Origin of the sequence: Actinomadura mexicana (assembly GCF_900188105.1) — a bacterium.
Lineage (GTDB): Bacteria > Actinomycetota > Actinomycetes > Streptosporangiales > Streptosporangiaceae > Spirillospora > Spirillospora mexicana.
In genome coordinates, this window is record NZ_FZNP01000004.1 from 547,213 (window position 1) to 567,532 (window position 20,320).

At 73.0% G+C, this 20,320-nt stretch carries 19 protein-coding genes; 7 read left to right on the forward strand and 12 right to left on the reverse strand.

The genetic code is table 11. From position 1 onward, the window contains the following. Positions 1-5: 5 nt before the first annotated feature. Positions 6-3,386: a non-ribosomal peptide synthetase gene (locus CHC11_RS13705; RefSeq protein WP_089312068.1), complete on the forward strand. Its 3,381-nt coding sequence runs from the start codon at positions 6-8 to the stop codon at positions 3,384-3,386. Between the two features lie 32 nt (positions 3,387-3,418). On the opposite strand, the gene CHC11_RS13710 is transcribed toward CHC11_RS13705, so the two are convergent. The 3 genes from CHC11_RS13710 to CHC11_RS13720 form a co-directional block, all read right to left on the reverse strand. After that, positions 3,419-4,165, reverse strand: a complete 747-nt coding sequence (locus CHC11_RS13710) for a thioesterase II family protein (RefSeq protein WP_089312146.1) — start codon at positions 4,163-4,165, stop codon at positions 3,419-3,421. An 11-nt stretch (positions 4,166-4,176) separates the two neighbouring features. Then, on the reverse strand, positions 4,177-6,288 hold the full coding sequence (locus CHC11_RS13715; protein WP_179278839.1) for an acyl-CoA dehydrogenase family protein: 2,112 nt from the start codon (positions 6,286-6,288) through the stop codon (positions 4,177-4,179). Positions 6,289-6,408: 120 nt separating this feature from the next. Beyond that, positions 6,409-8,454 carry a right-handed parallel beta-helix repeat-containing protein gene (locus tag CHC11_RS13720; RefSeq protein WP_089312070.1) on the reverse strand — a complete coding sequence of 682 codons (2,046 nt, stop codon included), beginning with the start codon at positions 8,452-8,454 and terminating at the stop codon, positions 6,409-6,411. Between the two features lie 200 nt (positions 8,455-8,654). Between CHC11_RS13720 and CHC11_RS13725 the strand changes: the two genes are divergently transcribed. Further along, on the forward strand, positions 8,655-9,527 hold the full coding sequence (locus tag CHC11_RS13725; RefSeq protein WP_089312071.1) for a DMT family transporter: 873 nt from the start codon (positions 8,655-8,657) through the stop codon (positions 9,525-9,527). Positions 9,528-9,549: 22 nt separating this feature from the next. Here the strand turns inward: CHC11_RS13725 and CHC11_RS13730 are convergent, their stop codons facing one another. From CHC11_RS13730 to CHC11_RS13740, 3 genes are all read right to left on the reverse strand, one after another. Next, positions 9,550-10,530 carry an NAD(P)-dependent alcohol dehydrogenase gene (locus CHC11_RS13730; RefSeq protein ID WP_089312072.1) on the reverse strand — a complete coding sequence of 327 codons (981 nt, stop codon included), beginning with the start codon at positions 10,528-10,530 and terminating at the stop codon, positions 9,550-9,552. Between the two features lie 176 nt (positions 10,531-10,706). Then, the gene (locus CHC11_RS13735) at positions 10,707-11,417 is read right to left on the reverse strand and encodes a TetR/AcrR family transcriptional regulator C-terminal domain-containing protein (protein ID WP_179278840.1); all 711 of its coding nucleotides are present in this window, start codon (positions 11,415-11,417) and stop codon (positions 10,707-10,709) included. A gap of 54 nt (positions 11,418-11,471) precedes the next feature. Beyond that, entirely contained in the window at positions 11,472-12,602 is a 1,131-nt protein-coding gene (locus tag CHC11_RS13740) for an NAD(P)/FAD-dependent oxidoreductase (RefSeq protein ID WP_089312073.1), read from the reverse strand. 91 nt (positions 12,603-12,693) lie between these two features. On the opposite strand from CHC11_RS13740, the gene CHC11_RS13745 reads away from it, so the two are divergent. Further along, positions 12,694-13,071, forward strand: a complete 378-nt coding sequence (locus CHC11_RS13745; RefSeq protein ID WP_179278841.1) for a helix-turn-helix domain-containing protein — start codon at positions 12,694-12,696, stop codon at positions 13,069-13,071. An 8-nt stretch (positions 13,072-13,079) separates the two neighbouring features. Here CHC11_RS13745 and CHC11_RS13750 read toward each other — a convergent pair whose 3' ends face one another. Continuing rightward, entirely contained in the window at positions 13,080-13,682 is a 603-nt protein-coding gene (locus CHC11_RS13750; protein ID WP_089312074.1) for a ClpP family protease, read from the reverse strand. Then, the gene (locus CHC11_RS13755) at positions 13,679-14,308 is read right to left on the reverse strand and encodes a ClpP family protease (protein WP_089312075.1); all 630 of its coding nucleotides are present in this window, start codon (positions 14,306-14,308) and stop codon (positions 13,679-13,681) included. Before CHC11_RS13755 ends, CHC11_RS13750 begins: the two co-directional genes overlap by 4 nt. 193 nt (positions 14,309-14,501) lie before the next feature. On the opposite strand from CHC11_RS13755, the gene CHC11_RS13760 reads away from it, so the two are divergent. Next, a complete protein-coding gene (locus tag CHC11_RS13760; protein ID WP_089312076.1) occupies positions 14,502-14,906 on the forward strand; it encodes a hypothetical protein in 405 nt (134 codons plus the stop codon). Between the two features lie 145 nt (positions 14,907-15,051). On the opposite strand, the gene CHC11_RS41305 is transcribed toward CHC11_RS13760, so the two are convergent. Both CHC11_RS41305 and CHC11_RS13765 read right to left on the reverse strand, forming a co-directional pair. Next, a complete protein-coding gene (locus tag CHC11_RS41305; protein WP_179278842.1) occupies positions 15,052-15,225 on the reverse strand; it encodes a hypothetical protein in 174 nt (57 codons plus the stop codon). Between the two features lie 134 nt (positions 15,226-15,359). Next, positions 15,360-16,325 (reverse strand): GlxA family transcriptional regulator, encoded by a 966-nt coding sequence (locus tag CHC11_RS13765; RefSeq protein WP_089312077.1) that lies wholly within the window; start codon positions 16,323-16,325, stop codon positions 15,360-15,362. 124 nt (positions 16,326-16,449) lie between these two features. Between CHC11_RS13765 and CHC11_RS13770 the strand changes: the two genes are divergently transcribed. The 3 genes from CHC11_RS13770 to lexA are packed head-to-tail and all read left to right on the forward strand — an operon-like array spanning position 16,450 to position 18,275. Continuing rightward, entirely contained in the window at positions 16,450-16,875 is a 426-nt protein-coding gene (locus CHC11_RS13770) for an LPXTG cell wall anchor domain-containing protein (RefSeq protein WP_245919157.1), read from the forward strand. Positions 16,876-16,884: 9 nt separating this feature from the next. Then, positions 16,885-17,550: a DJ-1/PfpI family protein gene (locus CHC11_RS13775; RefSeq protein WP_342749980.1), complete on the forward strand. Its 666-nt coding sequence runs from the start codon at positions 16,885-16,887 to the stop codon at positions 17,548-17,550. Between the two features lie 53 nt (positions 17,551-17,603). Further along, positions 17,604-18,275 carry a transcriptional repressor LexA gene (gene lexA / locus CHC11_RS13780; protein WP_218826087.1) on the forward strand — a complete coding sequence of 224 codons (672 nt, stop codon included), beginning with the start codon at positions 17,604-17,606 and terminating at the stop codon, positions 18,273-18,275. A gap of 25 nt (positions 18,276-18,300) precedes the next feature. On the opposite strand, the gene CHC11_RS13785 is transcribed toward lexA, so the two are convergent. Together CHC11_RS13785 and CHC11_RS13790 are read right to left on the reverse strand one after the other, a co-directional pair. Beyond that, positions 18,301-18,840, reverse strand: a complete 540-nt coding sequence (locus CHC11_RS13785) for a YciI family protein (protein ID WP_089312079.1) — start codon at positions 18,838-18,840, stop codon at positions 18,301-18,303. A 25-nt stretch (positions 18,841-18,865) separates the two neighbouring features. Then, positions 18,866-20,197 carry a cytochrome P450 gene (locus CHC11_RS13790; RefSeq protein ID WP_089312080.1) on the reverse strand — a complete coding sequence of 444 codons (1,332 nt, stop codon included), beginning with the start codon at positions 20,195-20,197 and terminating at the stop codon, positions 18,866-18,868. Positions 20,198-20,320 lie beyond the last annotated feature (123 nt).

Genomic DNA, 20,320 nt, shown 5'->3' on the forward strand with positions numbered 1-20,320 from the left:
GCACGATGACCCTCGACTTCTTCGCCGAGCTGCACCGGCGCGGCGTCAGGCTGCGCCTGGCCGACGGCAGACTGCACGTGACGGCCCGGCCCGGCGCGCTCACGCCCGAACTGCGCGAGGAGCTGAAGCTGCGCAGGGACGAGCTCGCCGAGGCACTCGCCCGGTCCGGCGACGTCGGTGAACGAGCCGTCATCGAGCCGCGGCCCGGCGAGTGGCACGAGCCGTTCCCCCTGACCGACATCCAGCACGCGTACTGGGTGGGCCGGACCGGGGCGGTGGAACTCGGCGGGAACTCCACCCACGGCTACATCGAGTTCGATGTCGCGGATCTGGACGTCCCGCGGCTGAGCGCCGGCCTCGACAAGGTCGTCCAGCGCCACGGCATGCTCCGCGCCATCGTGCAGCCCGACGGGCGGCAGCGCATCCTGCCCGAGGTTCCGCCGTACGAGATCGCGGTCACCGATCTGTCTGGGATGGGGACCGCCGAGCAGGAGGCCGGGATCGCGCGGATCCGCGGGGAACTGACCCACCAGGTGCTGCCCGCCGATCGGTGGCCTCTGTTCGAGGTCCGCGCGACCCGGCTCGGCGACCGGCGGTGGCGCCTGCACCTCAGCGTGGACATGCTGATCATCGACGGTTTCAGCATGGGCGTCCTCCAGCGCGACTGGTACCGCTTCTACACCCGGCCGGACTCGGCGCCCGACCCCGTCGAGGTGTCCTTCCGCGACTTCGTCCTCGCCGACCAGGACCAGCGCGGCGGACGGCGGCACGCCGCCGACAAACAGTACTGGCTGGACCGTCTCGACCTGCTGCCGGCCGCGCCCGAACTGCCGACGGCCGCCCAGCCCGGGCAGCTGTTCCGCCCCCGGTTCACCGGGCACCGCGAGCGCTATCCACGCGACCGGTGGTCCGCCCTCAAGGAGGCCGCCCGGCGCCGGGGCGTCACGCCGTCCGCGGTGCTCATCTCCGCCTTCGCCGATGTCCTGCGGCTCTGGTCGAAACGGCCGGACTTCACCCTCAACCTCACGCTGTTCAACCGCCCGCCGCTGCACCCGCAGATCACCGAGGTGATCGGCGACTTCACCTCGACGGTCCTGCTGGAGGCGCGGGCCGAGCGGGACGACTCCTTCACCACCCGCACCGGGCGCCTGCACCGGCAGCTCATGGACGATCTCGGGCATTCCTCCTACAGCGGCGTCCAGCTGCTCCGGGAACGCGCCCGGCGGCTGGGCGGCCGGCCCGGGGCCGCGATGCCCGTGGTGTTCACCAGCATGATCGGCTTCGAGCCGGACGGCGGTCCGGCGGAGACGGCGAGCCTGTTCGGTGACGTCGCGTACTCCATGAGCCAGACACCGCAGGTCTGGCTCGACCACCAGGTGCGGGAGGACAGGGGCGATCTCCTCATCAGCTGGGACTTCGTCGAGCAGATCTTTCCCGCCGGCATGGTCGGGGAGATGTTCGCCGCGCACCGCTCGTGCCTCGACCGCCTCAGCGGGGACGAGGGCGCATGGGACCGGCGGGAGCTCGTCACGCTTCCGCGTTCGCAGGCCGAGGAGCGCCGCCGGGCCAACGACACCGCGACCGCCGTCCCCGAGCGGACGCTGTGCGACCTGGTCGGGGAACGGGCGCGGCGGAGCCCCGACTCCATCGCCGTGATCGCGGCCGACGGCCGGCGCACCTACCGTGAGCTGATCGACGAGGCCCACCGCCTGGCGCACGTGCTCCAGTCGCTCGGCGCGGCTCCCGACACCCTGGTCGGCATCGTCATGCCGAAGGGCTGCGAGCAGGTGGCCGCGGTCCTCGGCGTCACCCGCTCCGGGGCCGCGTACCTGCCGGTCGAGCCGCGCTGGCCGGCCGCGCGGCGGGAGCAGGTCCTGCGCCAGGGCGAGGTTCGCGTGGTGGTCACCACGCCGCGGCTGCGCGAGGAGATGGACTGGCCCGACGGCATCACCCTGGTCACGCTCGCGGACGCCGAGGTGCGCGGCGCGGAGTCCACCGAGCCCGCGGCCGGACCGCGCCCGCAGGACCTCGCGTACGTGATCTTCACCTCGGGATCGACCGGCCGGCCGAAGGGCGTGATGATCGACCATCGGGCCGCCGCCAACACCGTCCAGGACCTCAACACCCGGTACCGCGTCTGCGAGGGCGACCGGGTGCTCGGCCTGTCCGCCCTCAGCTTCGACCTCTCCGTGTTCGACGTCTTCGGCCTGCTCGCGGCGGGAGGCGCCGTCGTCCTGCCGGACCCGGACAGGGCGCAGGAGCCGGGGCACTGGAGCGACCTGGTGGACCGGCACCAGGTGACGCTGTGGAACACGGTTCCGGCTCTCATGCGGGCGTGGATCGACGCGCACGAGCCCGGCGGCCGGGCGCCGGGGCGGAAACTGCGGCTGGTGATGATGAGCGGCGACTGGATTCCCGTGTCGCTGCCGGACAGGATCCGCGCGATCTACCCCGCGGCGGAGGTGATGAGTCTCGGCGGCGCCACCGAGGCGTCCATCTGGTCCGTGCACTATCCGATCCACGAGGTCGATCCCGAGTGGTCGCGGATCCCGTACGGCAAGCCGCTGGCCAACCAGACCCTTCACGTCTACAACGCGTGGCTCGAACCGAGCCCGCTGTGGGTCACGGGTGAGATCTACATCGGCGGAACCGGCGTGGCTCGCGGCTACTGGGCCGATCCCCAGCGGACGGCGGAACGGTTCATCGTGCACCCCGCGACCGGGGCGCGCCTCTACCGGACCGGCGACCTGGGACGCTACCTCCCCGGCGGCGACATCGAGTTCCTGGGCCGCGAGGATTCACAGATCAAGCTCAACGGGTACCGCATCGAGCTCGGGGAGATAGCCGCCGCCCTGCGGTACCGGCCGGGCGTGCGCGACGCGATCGCGGCCGTGGACACCAATCCCAGGACCGGCCGTCGCCAACTCGTCGCCTATGTCGTGCCCGCGGAGGGCGGGCCGGCCTCGGGGCGGCCGCACCCTGACGCGGAGGCGCTGCGGACGGCACTGGAAGGGATCCTGCCGGAGTACATGGTGCCCCGCCATTACCTGGTCATCCAGAAGGTGCCGTTGAGCGCCAACGGCAAGGTCGACACCTCCGCACTCCCCGCACCGGCCGACCGGCCGGCCACCGAGAAGCGGACCGCCCCGCGCGACGACCTGGAACGGAAGCTGCTCGAATTCTGGCAGGAGGTCCTGCAGCGCGACGACTTCGGGATAGAGGACAACTTCTTCGAACTCGGCGGGGACTCACTGCACGCGATCGGAGTCCTGGAGCGGATCGGCAAGGAGTTCGGCACGGAGGAAAGTCAGGACGACGGGCTCCGCAGGCTGTTCGACAACCCCACCGTCGGCAGGCTGGCCGCCGCCATGCGCGGCGACGGTTAGGCACGCCCGGCCGCACGCCGGCGGGCCGCCGGCTACCGCGCGGAGAGCGAGGACGAGATCACGTCGAGCAGGCCGGCCCGGCAGTCGTTGAGGTAGAAGTGGCCGCCCGGGTAGACGCGCAGATCGAACTTCCCGGTCGTGTGCCGGCCCCAGGCGGCCGCCTCGTCGATGCCCGTCTTCGGGTCGCGGTCGCCGACCAGGGCCGTGATGTCGCAGGTCAGCGGGGGCGCGGAGTCGAACCGGTACGTCTCGACGGCCGCGTAGTCGGCCCGTACCGTCGGCAGCGTGAGGTTCAGCAGTTCCTCGTCGGCCAGTATCCGCGGGTCGGTGCCGCCCAGCGAGCGGAGTTCGGCGAGGAACGCGGGGGTGTCCGCACGGTGGAGGTCCTCGTGGCGGTGCCGGGACGGTGCCCGCCGGCCGGAGGCGAACAGATGCGCCGGCCCGCGGCCTCCCTCCCGGGCGATCCGGGACGCCACCTCGAAGGCGACCACCGCTCCCATGCTGTGGCCGAAGAACGCGTAGGTCTCAGGCAGCCATGGGCCGAGCGCCCCGTGGATCCGGTCGGCCAACTCCGCGATGGTCCCGGCGCATCGCTCGCCGCCGCGGTCCTGGCGGCCCGGATACTGGACGGCCAGCAGCTCGATGCCCGGTCCGAGCGACCCCGACCATGGATAGAAGTAACTGGCGGCGCCGCCCGCGTGAGGGAAGCAGAACAGTCGTACTTCGCCCGGCACCCGTCCGAAGGAACGGATCCAACCGCCGCGATCGGGAGTGCTCACCACCGCCGCCTTCAGCTCAGGCCCAGTCCGCGCGCGATCAGTCCGCGCTGCACGTCGTTCGTCCCGCCGCCGAGGAAGGCGAGGATGGACAGCCGCAGGCCGTACTCGAAGATGCCCGCGCCCGGAGCCTCGCTCGTGCCGAGCGCCGCCTCGGGCCCGAGGATGTCGAGGGCGCCACGGCCGAACGAGTCCGCGACCTCCGCCACGAGCACCCCCGCCATCGACGAGACGAGGCGCGCCTCGTGCGCAGGGCCCGACTGGGCACTCCTGGCCGCCTCGGCCAGCAGGAGCCCCGCCGCGTGCGTCTTGACCGCCAGGTCGCCCAGGCCGGCGCGCTTCTGCGAGCCGGGCGGCCCGACGGTGCCGTCCGGATCCGCGCGGACGGCCGCCACCAGCTCGTCGAACTGCCGCCGGGTCATCGCGGCGAGGCGGCCGGCCAGCATGAGCCGTTCGCCGGTGAGGGTGTCAGTGATCACCTGCCAGCCGCGGTTCACACCGCCGACGCGCGCGCGGTCGGCCACCCGGACCCGGTCGAGGTCGACGGTGCAGGTGACCTGCCCGGACAGGGCCCGATGCCGGCGCGTCGTGATGCCCGGTGCCGCCATCGGAACGATGAACATGCTGATGCCGGCGAGGGCCGGCCTCGCGTCCTGATCGGTGCGTGCGGCCAGCCAGATGTACTCCGCCGTGTGGGCGTTGGTGATCCATGTCTTGGTCCCGCTGATCACCCAGTCCTCGCCGTCCCGGACCGCGACCGTCTTCAGCGACGACAGGTCAGAGCCCGCGTCAGGCTCGCTGTATCCCAGGCAGAAGGTCAGCTTCCCCTCGCGTATCAGCGGCAGGTACTTCCCCTTCTGCTCCGCCGTCCCGTGTTCGACGACGGGCTCGCCGATCACCGATACGGCGGCCATCGCGTTGGTGACCGGCAACTGGTGATAGGCGGCCTCGTCCTGGAGCGCGAGCTGCTCGGTGAGCGTCGCGCCGCTCCCGCCGTCCGCCGCGGGCCAGGTCATGCCGAACCAGCCGCGTGCGGCCATCGCCGCCACCACCGCGGGATCGTCCTCCTCATCGATCAGCCTCGGACGAGAGGACACCTCGGCGCAGAAGGAACGGACCTGGTCCCGAAGCGCCACCGCACCCGGATCGGTGTCCGCGGACGGAAGGCCGGCGCCGGTCCCCACCAGCACGTCGGCGACGGTTCCCTGCGGCGGCGCATATGCCTGCAGGCGCACGATGTCGGCGTGGACCCGGCGGAAGAGCCACGGAGCGTCGTGCTCCTCGTAATACCCGGTCGCGCCGAGGGTGTGGTGAGCACCGACCTGGACGAGCGGTGCGGCGGCGGCCGCGTGCGAGACCGCGAGTTCCGCCGAGAAGGCCCAGTCCGGCGAACGCGCGTCGTACCGGCGCATGGTGTCCTCGACGAGGAGTTCCCCTGCGACGAGGTCGATCTCGCGAGAGGCCGTGCGCTGCTGGACCGCGCCGAAGCCTCCGATCGGCCGGCCGAACTGCCGGCGGCGTTTCGCGTGGGCCACGGACTGGTCGTGAGCGTGCCGGGCGGCGGCCAGGGCACGCACCGCCAGGCCCAGCCTGAGCAGGGACAGCGCCTGCCCGGCCCGCACGGGGTCGATCTCGATTCCGGCCTCGGGTCCGCCCAGGTGAAGCCGGGCCCACGATGGCATCGCCAGCCCGGGCTGCGGGATCGCGTCGTCCACCGGGCACACCGACGCCCGCCCGCCCGCGGCCGGCAGGGCCAGCACATGTGAGGCGGCCATGCCGCTCTCCACGCACGACACCGCCGGTGTCGCCGGGCCGGGTACCACCAGGATCCGCATGGTCCCGGCCGCGATGTCGGCCGCGGTGCCCGGGACGGCGGCCAGCAGGAGCGCGGCGACGAAGCCGTCCATCACCGGCAGCGGGCAGGCGGCCGCTCCGGTCGCCCGGGTGAGGGCGAGTACCGCGGCGAGCGGGTCGCCGTCACCGAAGGCGAACCAGCCCTGGGCCGCCGCGGACCTCCAGAGCCCGACCAGGTCCGCGTCCGACGCCGAATCCGGAAATCGCCATTGCCGGGTCAGCAGTTCCGCGGCCTCGGCGGGGACTCGCTCCATATCAGTCGCAACGGGCATCCGCATTTTCCACATTGTTCGCGACGTTCGGCCGCAGCCGTACCCGTATCCGACCCCTATTCGGGGCGGCCGGGCTCGGCACGGGCGAGACACCGGCCTCGGAGCGGGTGGCCGCGCGGGTCAGCGCTGGAGCTGCGGGGTGAACGCCGCCGCGCGGGCGTAGAGCTTGTACAGCTTGAACTGGCCGGCGAAGGAGAGGCCGCAGGCGTTGTCGAGGACGCTGGTCGCCTTCCGGTTGCTGAGGGTGGTGCCGCGTGCCCCGGGGTGGTCGATCTGGCCGCCCATGAACACCTGCATCCGGGTGAGCATGTGGTCGCGCTGGGCGGTGTCCATCTCGTGCCAGGAGTGGCAGGTCACCGCCGCGAGAAGGGCGTCGTTGAGCTCTCCCGCCGCGCCGTGCTCGTGGTCGTCGGCGGGCGCCGCCCTCCCTGCGGCCGGGGACGTGAACCAGGGGCACGGGCCGCCGGGCTTCAGGTCGGTCATGCAGACGAGCAGTTCGGCCTCGTTCCCGAGATTGCCGAGACCGATGCTCAGCCAGGGGATCCTGCCGTTCAGGCAGTCCGGCAGGTTCTTCGGGGAACCGGTCGCGTCGCCGTTGGAGTACCAGCAGTTGCCCACGTTGCCGGGGAAGGCGTCCCACCAGAAGTCCACGCCATTGCCGGACATCGTGTTGCCGTGGAAGGAGTTGCGGTGGGACGTGGAGAGCTTCAGCGGGTCGCAGCCGGTGATGGGCCCGTTCCCGGGCCCGCAGACGAAGGCGTCGGGGACGGCGAACAGCATGGCGCCGCGCCTCTTGTTGTCACGGAACCGGTTGTCGCGGACGACGTTGTCGTCGCCGCCCGCGATCCACATGCCGGTGCCGACGGGGACCGGCACCGACGGCACCACGTCGCTGCCGGGCAGGTAGGGGTTGAAGTTGTTGGAGTAGAAGTCGTTCTTCTCGATCAGGTCGCCCTGCTGCGGGAAGCCGGGGTGCCCCGCCGCGGTGAACACGTCGGTCGTGAAGCCGAGCCCGTTGCCGTAGAAGTTGTTGTGGTGCAGCCAGGTGCCGCTGCCGTCCGTGCCCGAGTAGCCGCTGGTGTTGTGGTGGGAGTCGCAGTAGCGGATCTCCTGGCTGTAGCGGGCCGTCGGGTAGAACTTCGGGTCGCGGCCGGCCGAGGTCTTGGCGCCCGACCCCGGATAGAGCCCGGAGTCGCCGTTGCCCGCCGCCTCGCAGTTCTGCATCACGCCGTGGTCCTCGACGAAGGTGAGCACGCCGTACTCGCCCGCGTAGAAGGTCTTGAAGCGGTCGAGCAGGTACCCGTTGCTCTCCAGGACGTAGATGTCGTGCTCCTCGGCGTGCCGGACGGTCACGTTCCGCAGGACGAACCCGTCGGCCCGGTCGGCGCGGATGCCCACGTCCTTGGCCGAGCGGCGCGGGCCGCCGTTGCCGGACGAGGGGTCGCCGGCCTCCACCACCACGTCGTCCGCGCTGACGCCGGACCCTTCGAGCTGGAGGTTGCAGCGCACGCACGCGCCCCGGTTGGGGATGCCGTGCCGGTCGACCAGCGGCGGGTCCGGGTCCTTTCCGGAGCCGGGCGAACGGCCCAGCACGGCGATGAGGTTGGCGTCGTTCTGGCACATGTGCTCGCCGAGGTAGGAGTAGGCCCCCGTGCTCAGCTTGTACGGGTCGCACGCCTTGTCGTGCGTGGGCTTCGCGCGCGAGGTGGGCTCGGTGTAGACGCCCGGCAGGACGACGACCCGGTCGTTGTTGCCCGAGTCGGTCACCGCGGGCTGGATCTCGCCGTACCGGCACCGCGAGGCCAGCGCCCGGTTGATCCGCGTGAGCTCCCGCGCCTCCGCGGCGCTGAACCGCCGGTGGTCGTGCGGCCGGATGTCGTAGCCCGACTTCCGCGCCCGCCTGATCGAGGCGTCCAGCCGCTTGAGCGAGTCGGGGCGGCACACCACCCGGGTCGTGCTGCCCTTGGCCGTCCCGATCGACGAGGCCAGGCTCCTGGCCTCGGGCACCGAGCCGCCCGCGCACGGGCTGACCGAGCAGTCAGGGCCGGGCAGCGGCCAGTACGAGGGACGCTCGATGTGCGCGTCCGCGCTCGCCGTCAGCCCGAGGACCAGCCCGGACGCGGTGGCGACGATCAACCAGAGCCTGCCGAGAACCCGTCTGCCCATCAGTCGACCCTCGTCCCGGAGGTCTCGGCCAAGCGCTTGCTCGACCTACGGCCCCACGAATCACGAAATTTGAGTGAGATTCACGTTCAATCTAGCCGCGTGCCGGTCGGAAGATCCCGCCCATCGTCCACAAGCGGTCACCACCGCCCCGCCGGGCCGGCGCGAGTACGATGGCGCCGCAGTCGGGGGGAGGTCTCCTTGTGAACGGCTGGGCCCTCTCGCTCGTGCTCGTCGCCGCCGTCGTGCACGCGTTCTGGAACTTCTCCGCGAAACGGGTCGGCGACGGAGGAGCGCCCTTCGTCTTCCTCTACTACACCGTTTCGGCCATTGTGTTCGCCCCCGCGGCGGCGGTCTTCCTGATGCTGGACCCCCAGCGTCCGCAGTGGACATGGCTGCTCGCCGCGCTGGTGACCGCCGCCCTGCACGTGGCGTACGGAATCGTGCTGCAGCGCGGGTACGCCGTCGGCGACCTGTCGGTCGTCTATCCCCTGGCCAGGGGTACCGGGCCGCTGCTGTCGGTGCTGGTGGCGGTCCTCTTCCTCGGCGAGGACCCCGGCCTGCCGGGGCTGGTCGGCGCTCTCCTGGTGATCGCCGGCGTCCTGGTCGTCAGCGGCGGCGCACCGGCGGAGGGCGGCGCGCCGCCCGCGCGGCGCCGCGCGGGCGTCTTCTACGGCGTGCTGACCGGGGTCATGATCGCGGGCTACACGCTGTGGGACGCGCATTCGGTGACGGAACTGGCGATCCCGCCGATGGTCTACTTCGGCTCCGGCGCGCTCGCCCAGAGCCTGCTCCTCGCTCCGCAGGCGTTGCGGGAGCGGGCGCGGGTCGCCCGGCTGTGGCGCGAGCACCGGCGCGAAGTGCTCACCATCGGCCTGCTGTCGCCGGTGGCATACCTGCTCGTGCTCTTCGCGCTCCGGATCGCGCCGGTCAGCCTGGTCGCCCCCGCCCGCGAGCTGAGCATCGTGCTCGGCGGACTGGCCGCGTGGCGGGTGCTCGGCGAGACGAACGCCGTCCGCCGCCTGGCGGGCTCGGTCGTGGTGCTGGCCGGGATCGCCGCCATCGCGATGGCCTGACTCCGGGCGGACCCGCCCGCGGTCAGAGGGCGATGGCGACTTTGCCCCGGGCGTGGCCGCGCTCGATGTAGCGGAGGGCCGCGGGGAGTTCGGCGAACGGGTAGGTCCGGTCGATGACGGGCGTGACCTGATCCCGCTCCATCAGCCCGGCCAGGAACCGCAGGTCCGCGGAGTTGGGTTTCCAGCCGACGGAGTCGATGCGCTGGCTGACGAAGGGCGAGGCCAGAGCCCCGCGGACGATCTGCCCCGCGGGGCCGAGCAGCCCGCCGCGCGGCGAGGCGATGCCGCCCACGATCACCAGCGTGCCGCGGGACGTCAGGCAGCGCCGCAGTTCGGCGAGCGGCCGGTCGCCCACGATGTCCATGAGCAGGTCGTACCCTCCCTTCCGCGCCGTGAAGTCCTCGCGGGTGTAGTCCACGACGTGGTCCGCGCCCAGGGAGCGGACCAGTTCCAGGTTGCGGGTGCTGCACACGCCGGTGACCTCGGCACCGAACGCCTTGGCGAGCTGGACGGCGAACGTCCCGATCCCGCCGGAGGCCCCGTTGACGAGGACCCGCTGCCCGGCGGAGATCCTCCCCGTGTCCCGCAGACCCTGCAGCGCGGTGTGCGCGGCCATCGACACCGACGCCGCCTGCTCGAAGGCGAGGCGGGCGGGCTTGACGGCCAGCCGGTCCTGCGGGACGGCGACGGCCTCGGCGAACGAGCCCAGGCGGACCTCTCCGAAGACCTCGTCGCCGGGGCGGAGCCCGGTCACCGCGCCGCCCGTCCGCTCCACGACGCCCGCGAGGTCGGCGCCGAGGACGAGGCCCGGTCTCGGCCGCCGCAGGCCGCAGCTGAGCCGCACCAGCTTGGGGTCGGCCCGCATGTGACGCCAGTCGTAGGGGTTGACGGACGCCGCCCGTACCCGGACGAGCACCTCGTCAGGAGCGATGTCGGGTTCGTCGACGTCCTTGAGGGCCAGCACGTCGGCCGGGCCGTAGCGGTCCCAGGTCCAGGCCTTCATGGCGGCCTTCCCTCCCGAGGGCGCGGGGGCCGCATCCGTCGTCGTACGCCGTAAGGTTCTCATACGCTGTAAGGTAATCGTACGCCGTAAGGCAGTCAAGGCCCGGCGGGGCGGACTTCCGGTGAGGGGACTTCGGCGAGGGGACGTCCGGGGCGCTCGCGGGCGACCGGAAAGGGTCACGCACCGGCGGCGCGGCGCCGCTCCAGCCCTTCGAGGATCAGGTCGAGGGCGAACTCGAACTCGAACTGGTCGTCGCAGAAGCCCAGGGTGCCGTCCGGATCGTCGTGGACGGCGTCCGCCAGCATCCCGGCGAGATGGGGGAACCGGCCGGCCATCTGCTCCATCACGGCGGGATCGTCGGCGGCCTGAGCCTCGCCGGGCTGGAACAGCTCCTGGGCGAACCCGAGGGCGCGGCTGCCGAGGACGTGCAGCGCGCGGTGGGCCAGGTCGAAGGAGAGGCCGCCCGCCCGGAGGAGGCCGACGACCTGGTCGTAGTACGCGATGACGACCGGGTTCATGGTGCTGCGGGTGCCGAGGAGCTGCGGCGCCCAGCGGTGACGGAGCAGGACGTCCCGGGCTGCGAGGATCCGCGCGCGCAGCGCCGCCCGCCAGTCCCGCTCGGGGGGCGGGGCCTCGGCCTGCTCCACCGCGGTCATGATCTCGTCGAGGACCACCTCCACCACCCCGTCGAGGACGGCCTCCTTGTTGGCGACGTGATGGTACAGCGACATCGCCTCGACCCCGACCTCCTGCGCGAGCCGGCGCATGGTGAGCGATTCGAGGCCGTCGCGGTCGGCGAGGCGCACGGCCGCCCGCAGCACCCGCCTGCGGCTCAGCGGGACGCGGGGCTGCTCGGTCAGCTCGTCGGCGCCGGACCGTGGACGCATGGATCTCCCTCCCGACGCACTCTGTCCGTACACGGTAAGGCCGGCCCGGTACCGCTAGGGCCTCGGGTGAGGGGCTGGGCGGTCCGGCCGGTAGGGGGCGAGCGCGGGGGGCGGGCCGCCGGTGAGCTCCTGGGCGATCAGGGCGGCGAGGTGCGGGGCGAGGGTGATGCCGCTGTGGGCGACGGCGGTGTACAGGCCGGGGCGCTGGAAGCCGACGAGCGGGTATCCGTCCACCGGCAGGGGGCGGACGCACCGCCGTACTTCGGCGATGTCCGCGGTCAGGGTGGGGATGAGCGCACGCGCGCGGGCGAGGAGCTCGCCGCCGACCGCCTGGACGAGCGCCGGGGAGGCCGACTCGTCGACTCCGGCGTCCAGGTCGTCGGCTTCCAGGACCAGTCCCCCGTCCTCCGCGGGCCGGGCGGACAGGCCGGGGGCATGGACGAGCCCGTTGAGGGTGCCCTGCGCCGTGGAGGTGGTGGCGACGAGGCACGGGGCGGCCGAGCCGGGCTCGGACGGGTCGACCAGCGGGAGGGCGACCCCGGCGGTGGCCAGGAGCGCGGGGCTGTGCCGCCCCGCCGCGCAGACCGTGAGATCGGCCTCCAGGTCGCGGCCGTCGTCGAGCCGTACCCCGGTCACGCGGTCGCCGTCGGTGGTGAGGCGGACCGCGCGGTGGCCCGTCACAAGGTCAGCGCCGGATTCGCGGGCGCGCCTGGCCAGGGCCCGCGCGGCGGGGCCTCCGAGCAGGTGGGCCTCGTCGGGGTAGTGCGCGATGAGCGCGTCCGGCGGAGCCTCGACGTGGGGTTCCAGCTCGTGGAGGCGGTCGGAAGTGATCAGGTCGGCGGCGTAGCCGAGGCCGGAGAGGCGGGCGACCCGGTCGGCCAGCCGCTCTTTCGCGTCACCGGCGGTCGCCCACATGATGTTGCCCGACGGCCGGTACCAGGCCGGGTCGCCGAAGCCGGCCGCCAGGTCACGCCAGGTGGACATCGCCGCCGTCCGGAACCGGTGGTAGGCCGGGTCCGCGGGGTCGTTGGCGTTGATCCAGGCGTAGCTCGTGCCGGACGTCCCGGCGCCGGGCCCCTCCCCCTCGACCACGGTGAGGCGCGCGGGGGCGCCGGACGACGGGCGGGTGAGCCGGTCCGCCAGCGCGGCCCCGATGATCCCTGCTCCCACGACCAGTAAGCGCATGCCCCCAGGATGGCAGCCGCCCCACGGCTCCGCCGTTCTGCGGTGGGCGGAATTCCTGGGACCCGCGGCGCGGCCGATCTACGATGTGCGTATGGCCGAGACCGCGCGAACGCTCACGCCTGCCGACGACATGCCCGCCGACGAGACGCCTCGCGGGCCGACCGCGGCGGGCCCGGCGGAGCCGCTGTGGCGCGACGCCCTCGGCCGGTGCCTGAGGCGCCTGCGCCTCGAACGCGGCGAGATACTGGTGGAGACCGCCCGCCGCGCCGGGGTCTCGCCGCAGTACCTCTCGGAGATCGAGCGCGGCGTCAAGGAGCCGTCGAGCGAGATGATCGCCGCCGTCGCCGGCGCCCTGGACGTGACGCTCGGCGACCTGACGCTCGCGATCGCGACGACCCTGCTGGCCGTGCCGTCCGGAGCGGCTCCGGCCGGCCCGACCTGCCAGGTGGCCTACGCCCTGGCCGCGTAGGCGGTCCGCTACGCGGACAGCGGCTGCCGCTCCTCGATCACGTGGTCGATGAGGCCGTAGTCCAGCGCCGTGTTCGCGGTGAACACGCGGTCGCGGTCGGTGTCGGCGCGCAGGGTCGCGACGTCCTGCCCGGTGTGCCGGGACAGGATGCTCTCGATGTCGGCGCGCACCCGGACGACCTCGTCCGCCTGCAGGATGAGGTCCGGGATCGCTCCGCGGCTCTGCCCCATCGGCTGGTGCAGGACGACGCGGGTGTGGGGAAGCGCAGCGCGCTTGCCGGGAGTGCCCGCGGCGAGGAGTACGGCGCCGACGGCGACCGCCTGCCCCACGCACGTCGTCGCCACCTGCGGGCGGATGTAGCGCAGCGTGTCGTACACGGCGAGCATCGCGCTCGGGTCTCCCCCTTCGCAGTTGATGTACAGCTGGATGTCGCGCTCGGGGCTGTCGGACTCCAGGAACAGCAGCTGCGCGACGAGCGCGTTCGCGACCCCCGCGTCGATGGCGGTGCCGAGATAGATGATCCGCTCGGTCAGCAGGTGGGAGTAGACGTCCATGATGCGTTCGCCGCGGGGGTGCTGCGCGATGACGTTCGGGATCGTGTAGGTGCTCATCGTGCGGCTCCTCCGGACGGGGCGCCGAGCCCCACGGGTCGGTGACGGTCGGGCATGACCTCGTCGAACGTGCTGACGATCGCGTCGACGAACCCGTAGTCGAGCGCTTCGCGCGCCGTGTACCAGCGGTCGTGCAGCGAGTCCTCGAAGATCTGCTCGATGGGCTGGCCGGTGTCCTCGGCGATGAGCCCGAGCACCGTGTCGCGTGTGTGGCGCAGGTCGTTGGCCTGCAGTTCGATGTCGACGGCGGCGCCCGCGATCCCGGCGGAGCCCTGGTGCATCAGCACGCGGGCGTGCGGCATGGCGCGGCGCTTGCCCCGGGTGCCGGACGACAGCAGGAACTGGCCGGCGCTGTAGGCGATGCCGAGCACCAGCGTGGACACGTCGCACGGGATGAGCCGCATGACGTCGCGGATCGCCAGCATCGACGGCACCGACCCGCCGGGGGAATGGATCCACAGCGCGATGTCGGTCGAGGAGTCCTCCCTCGCCAGGATCATCATCTGGGTCGCCAGCAGCGTGCCGTTGTCGTCGTCCAGCGGGCCGTCGAGGACGAGGACGCGCTGCTGGTAGAGCTCGCGCCGCACTCGTTCGTTGAACAACGGGATTGCCTGTTCCTCACTCATGCCCTTCACTCTGCGCCCGCCCGCGCACCGCTCGCGGCCTGTGCTGCTCAGGGCGGATCCGCCCAGAGCAGCGCGGCCCGCCGGGGTCCGCGGGCTCGCGCCGCGTATTTGCGCGCGTGTGGGCTTGTCGCCTGGTCAGCGCGGGTATCAGCGAGGTTCGACGCGAGGCCGGGACGGACGCCAGGGGGAAGCTGTGGGCGAGGAGACCAGCGGCATGGACGCCGAGACGGACGTCGAGCGGCGCGTCCAGCGCGTCGGCACCGGCGCGAGCGACCGGCCGGGGATGCTCGGGACCGAGGCCGGTCCGGGCGGGGACCGGGCCGACGCCGACGTCCGTGGGCGCGTCCGGCACCTCGGGACGGGCGGGCACGGCGCCGCCGGGGACCGCGCGCCGGAGTCGGTGAGCGAGCGCGCACACGCCGATGTGCAGCGGCGCATCCGGGGTGTGGGGACGGGCGCGAGCCAGGCCGCCGGGACGCTCGGGTCGGACCCGGCGCCCGACACCGGCGCCGCGCGCAGGGATGTCGAGCGGCGCGTCCGGCACCTCGGGACGGGCGCGAGCGGCACCGCCGGGGACGCGACGCACGGCGAGCGGTGAGCGTCAGGGCGCGGAGGCGTCCACGGGCGGGGTGCCGTGCGTGTGGAACGACTCGATGCTCTTCAGCCCCCACGCCTGGCCCTTGGCGCGTTCGGCCTCGGTCCAGGTGATGGTCTTCCCGCCCGCGCGTGAATCCGCCGGCGGCTCAGGAGGGATCGGAGGCGGTGAGCGGGGAACGGGCGGCCGACGTGGGCGAGGTCGCCGCGGTGAAGGAGGCGTAACGGGCGGCGGTGTGGCACGGAAGCCCGCCGCCCTGGTCGCCGGTCGGGTCCTCGGGCGCGCGTGCCTGGTCGCGGTGCGGCTGGTCTGAAAGTGGCATGTCTCGTCTCCCGAGGCGACCGAAGCAATCGGTCCGCTCGCTACCGCCCCGACCTCGATCTAAACATTTCCCTGGTGCCAGGGGTGCCCGATCGCCTGAATCAGCGGAGGTGAAGCGGCTGCCGCGCACCCGGCTCACCGAGTGGTGCTCTGCGTGGCGCGGTAGTGGGACGGGGAGACGCCGTACAGGCCGCGGAACGCCTGGCGCAGCGCCTCCTCGCTGCCGAACCCGCAGCGGGCCGCGATCGTCTCGACGGTCAGCGCCGTGCCGGTCAGCAGGTGCCCCGCCGCCTCGCCGCGCGCCCGGCGCACGAACCGTCCCGGGGTCATGCCGAGTTCGGCCAGGAACAGGCGGGCCAGGTGGCGCTGGCTGACGCCCGCGCGGGCCGCCAGCGCCGCCGTCGAAAGGTCCGCGGCCGGGTTCCCGGCGATGTGCGTCACGGCGTCCTGGACCAGCGAGCCGCGCGCCGAGGGCGCCGTGAACATGCTCATCTGCGCCTGGTTGCCGGGCCGCTGCAGGTACGTCACCAGTTGCCGCGACACGCTCCGGGCCAGGTCCGGGCTCACGTCCGCCTCGATGAACGACAGGGTGAGGTCCAGGGCGGCGGTCACGCCGGCGGACGTGCAGACCCGCCCGTCGGACACGAAGATGGGCCCGCTGTCGAAGTCGACGGCCGGGAACCGGCGCGCCAGGAAGTCGGCGTGCTCCCAGTGGGTCGACGCCCGCCGTCCGTCCAGGAGCCCGGCCGCGGCGAGGACCCCGGCGCCGGTGCACACCGACGCCACGCGGCGGGACTCCAGGCCGAGCCTGCGCACGTGCGCGACCAGCCGCTTGTCCTCCATCGCGTCGACGTAGCCGATGCCTCCCGACACCACCAGCGTGTCGAGCGGCCCGGTGGCGCGCTCCAGCGACCGCTGCGCCTGCAGCGTCAGGCCCGTCCCGGTGTGGATCGGCCGGCCTCCCGGCGAGGCCAGCGAGACCTCGTAGACGCCGCGCCGGTTCAGGAAGTTGGCCACCTGGAGCGCCGAGACGACGCAGGCGATGTCCAGCAGTTCGGCCGCCGGGTAGCCCACCACGAGGACGCGACGCAGTTCGTGCATACCGCCACGGTATTGCCCGATACAGCATCTATCACCTATGTCCGATAGACGGCTACCCCAAGTTTTCGGACCTGCCCCCGGTCCGGGACTGGCGGACGCGCCCCGGCGCGCCGAAGGTGATCCCATGACCACCACCTCCCGCACCCTGGATCCCGATCCACAGGCCGCCGCCCGCCCGCGCACCGTCTGGCGGCGGCTCACCCTGCACTACGTCGAGATGGTGCTCGCGATGTTCGCCGGGATGCTCGTCTTCGGCGGCCTTCGCGCGCTTCTCGGGCTCACGGTCGCGTTCGACCCGCATCCGGGCGCCCACTACCTGCTCATGGCCACCGACATGGCGATCGGCATGGCCGCCTGGATGCGCCTGCGCCGCCACGGCTGGGCCTGCACGCTGGAGATGTGCGCGGCGATGTACGCGCCGGCGGTGCTGGTCCCGCTCGTCTGGGCCGGCGCCATGAGCGGGATGGCGTTCATGACGGCCGCGCACGTGCTGATGATGGTCGCGATGCTCGCCGTGCTGCTCCGGCGCCGGCGCGAGTACCACCACTGAGCCGCCGCCATGACTCCTCCCGACATCACCGTCGTCATCCCGCTGTACGACCGCTTCACCGCCCTGGACGTCATCGGCCCGTACCAGATGCTGGCCCTCACCCCCGGCGTGCGGGTGGTGTTCGCCGCCGAGCGGGCCGGCCCGGTGCTCGACGACTGCCGCGCCCTCCGGCTGACCGCCGTGGGGCTCGACGAGGCGCCGCGCCCGGACGTGGTGGTCGTCCCCGGCGGGCCCGGCACCGTGCGCGTGCTGGAGGGGGCGCTCCCGGCCTGGCTGCGCGAGGTCCACCCCGCCACCCGGTGGACGACCTCGGTGTGCTCCGGGTCGCTCATCCTCGGCGCCGCGGGCCTGCTCGACGGACTGCGGGCGACCACCCACTACCGGCACCTGGACAAGCTTCCCCTGTTCGGGGCCGTCCCGGCCCAGGAGCGCGTGGTGGTCGAGCGCGACGCCCGCGTCGTGACCGCCGCCGGCGTCTCCAGCGGGATCGACATGGCGCTGCGGCTGGTGGAGCTCCTCACCGACACGCGGACCGCCCAGGCCGTCCAGCTCTGGACGGAGTACGACCCGCAGCCTCCGTTCGACGCCGGCTCCCCTTCCCGCGCGCCCGAGGACGTCGTCGAACTGGCCGCCGCGTTCGAAACGGCCGCACTGGAGGCCGCCACGCGCTCCTGAGGACCACCGCCGGCGCGCGTCCCGACCGCTCACCCGGCCGCCGCGCCCCTACAATTCCGTGGGTGACCGCCTACAGTGATCTCAACCCGTTCGGGGACCTGGACCCCTCCGCGCTGCCCCCGCGCCAGCAGCGGATCCTGGCCATGATCCGCGACTGGGCGGTCAGGTACGGGTACGCGCCGAGCACGCGCCAGATCGGCGACGCCGTGGGCCTGCGGTCGCCCTCGTCGGTGTCGCGCCACCTGGCGAGCCTGGAGGACAAGGGCTTCCTGCGGCGCGGCGAGGCGGTGGCCCGGCCGATCGACGTCCGCGTGTTCCTGCGTGAGGGCCCGTCACGGGAGTCCGCCGACGGCCCGGTGACCGTCCCCGTGGTCGGGGACATCGCCGCCGGTACCCCCATCCTGGCCGAGGAGCACGCCGACGACACGCTGCTGCTGCCCCGCGAGCTCACCGGGCGCGGCGCCGTCTTCGGCCTGCGCGTGCGCGGCGACTCGATGGTCGACGCCGCGATCTGCGACGGCGACATCGTCGTGGTCCGCCGGCAGCCCGAAGCCCACTCCGGGCAGATCGTCGCCGCCATGATCGACGGCGAGGCCACCGTGAAGGTGTACCGGCGCCGCGACGGCCACGTCCTGCTCGAACCCCGCAACCCCGCCTACGACGTCATCGACGGCGACGAGGCCGCCGTCCTCGGCATCGTCGTCTCGGTGCTGCGCAACCTCTGACGCGGGGGATGAAGGCCGGGCGGGGTCAGCGGCGGCCGCCGAACTGCCAGTGGTGGACCTCGACGGCGGCGTAGCGGTCCTGGGTCAGGACGGCGCGTGCCGCGCCCGCGTCCCGGGCGCGGAGCAGGGCGGCCGTGCCGAGCCAGGCCTCGCCGTCGTCGGAGAGCAGGGGGCCGTAGGCGATCAGGTCGTCGTCCGCCGGGACCTGGAGGTCGGCGGCCTCGCCCTCGCCCAGGCCGAGGACGAGGAAGCGGTCGCCGCCGGTCCGGCCGCCGGGGAAGTCCCACATCGAGCGGCCCAGCGCGTTGCGCCACCGGCGCACCATGACGTCCCGGTACGCGCCCGCCTGGTAGTTGGGCTCGTCGAAGGCGAACGCCCGGGCGGCGGCGGGATCGGGCAGGTCGACGATGTGGACGCTGCCGGTGGGGACGTCGCCGGCGAAGGTCGGGCCCCGGGCGATCAGCTCCTTCTCGTACCGGTCCATGTAGGACCAGTGCCGCTCCCCCAGTTCCTCGCGGAGCCCGGTCGAGCCGGCACGGTCACGGTGGTAGCAGAAGAACTCCATCCCGTTCTTCTACCATCCGCCGGGGTCAGCCGGCCTCCCGCGGGGTGACGGTCATGTGGATGTCCTCGGCGGCCCAGAGGACGAAGCGTTCGATGGGGGTGACCGTCCGGCCGGGCACCGGCCGGAAGGCGAGGCGCTTGAGCAGGACGGCCAGCACGAGCTGGGCCTCGACCGTGGCGAGCGCGGCGCCCTCGCAGCTGCGCGGGCCGATCCCGAACGGGATGTAGGCCAGGCGCGGGCGGCCGGCCGACGCCTCCGGCGCGAACCGGCCGGGGTCGAACGTCTGCGGGTCGGGCCAGTAGTCGGGGTTCGTGTGCACGGCCCAGAACGGGTAGAAGATGGTCGTGCCGGCCGGGACGGTGTACTCGCCGAGCACGATGTCCTCGGTGGCCTCCCGCGCGCCGTACGGTCCCGGCGGGTACAGCCGCATGGTCTCCCGGAGCACCATGTCCAGGTAGGTCAGCCGCCTGAGGTCGCCGTACTCGGGGACGGGGCGGTCGCCGAGCACGCGGTCCAGCTCCTCGGCGACGCGCTCGGCGGCGTCCGGGTGCCGGGCCAGCAGGTGCAGCGTCCAGGAGATGGCGACGCCGGTGGTGTGGTGGGCGGCGAGCATCGTCATCAGGACCGTGTCGCGGATCCGCGCCGGGGACTCGCCCGCCTCGACCAGGGCGGCGATCAGGTCGCTGCGTCCGGCCGGCGCCGAGTCGCCGCGCTCGCGGTGCGCGGCCAGCACCCGGTCGACGGTGGAGCGCAGGTAGGCCAGGGCCTCCTGGGCGCGGCCCGCCGCCCCGTCCCCGGCCTGGCCCATGTACTCGGTGAGGACGGTCTCGAACGCGGACACGACCCGCGCGGCCGAGTCCGGCGACTCCAGGCCGCTGCCGAGCGCGTACTGGCAGATCATGCGCAGCGACAGCTCGCTCAGGTCCTGCTGGAGGGCGACCGGGCCGTCGTGCGCCTCCCACCGGTCGGCCAGCTCGGCGGCGAGCGCGGTGAAGCGGGTGAAGTGCGCCTCGTGGGAGGGGCGCCCGGCCAGCACCGACAGCATCACCCGGCGCCAGGGGCCGTGCTCGTCGGCCGGGATCGTCTGCAGGTTGCCCGACTCCTGGAGGGGCGCCAGGAACTCGAACAGCTTCTCCGGGCGCTTGTTGATCTTCGCGGTGGCCTCCAGCAGCACCGGGTCGGCCACCGACACCGCCAGGCCGGCGCCGGGCAGCGGGAACCGCACCACCGGCCCGTACTCGGCGTGCAGCTTCAGCTGGTAGTCGTGCAGCCCGCCGGCCGCCGCGATGGCCGCCGTCCCATCGTCCTCCGTGGACGGACCGGGGATCTGCGATGGGGTGTCGGCGTCGCTTCGCATTCGCGCCCTCCGCGTCGGCATCGTCGTTTCGGTTGTTTCCGAGTTGATCGCAATGCTTACATGTCCCGGGTAACTCCGCGACATTTCCAGGCCGGAAGTCGCGACGCCGCGAGCCGGGGAGAG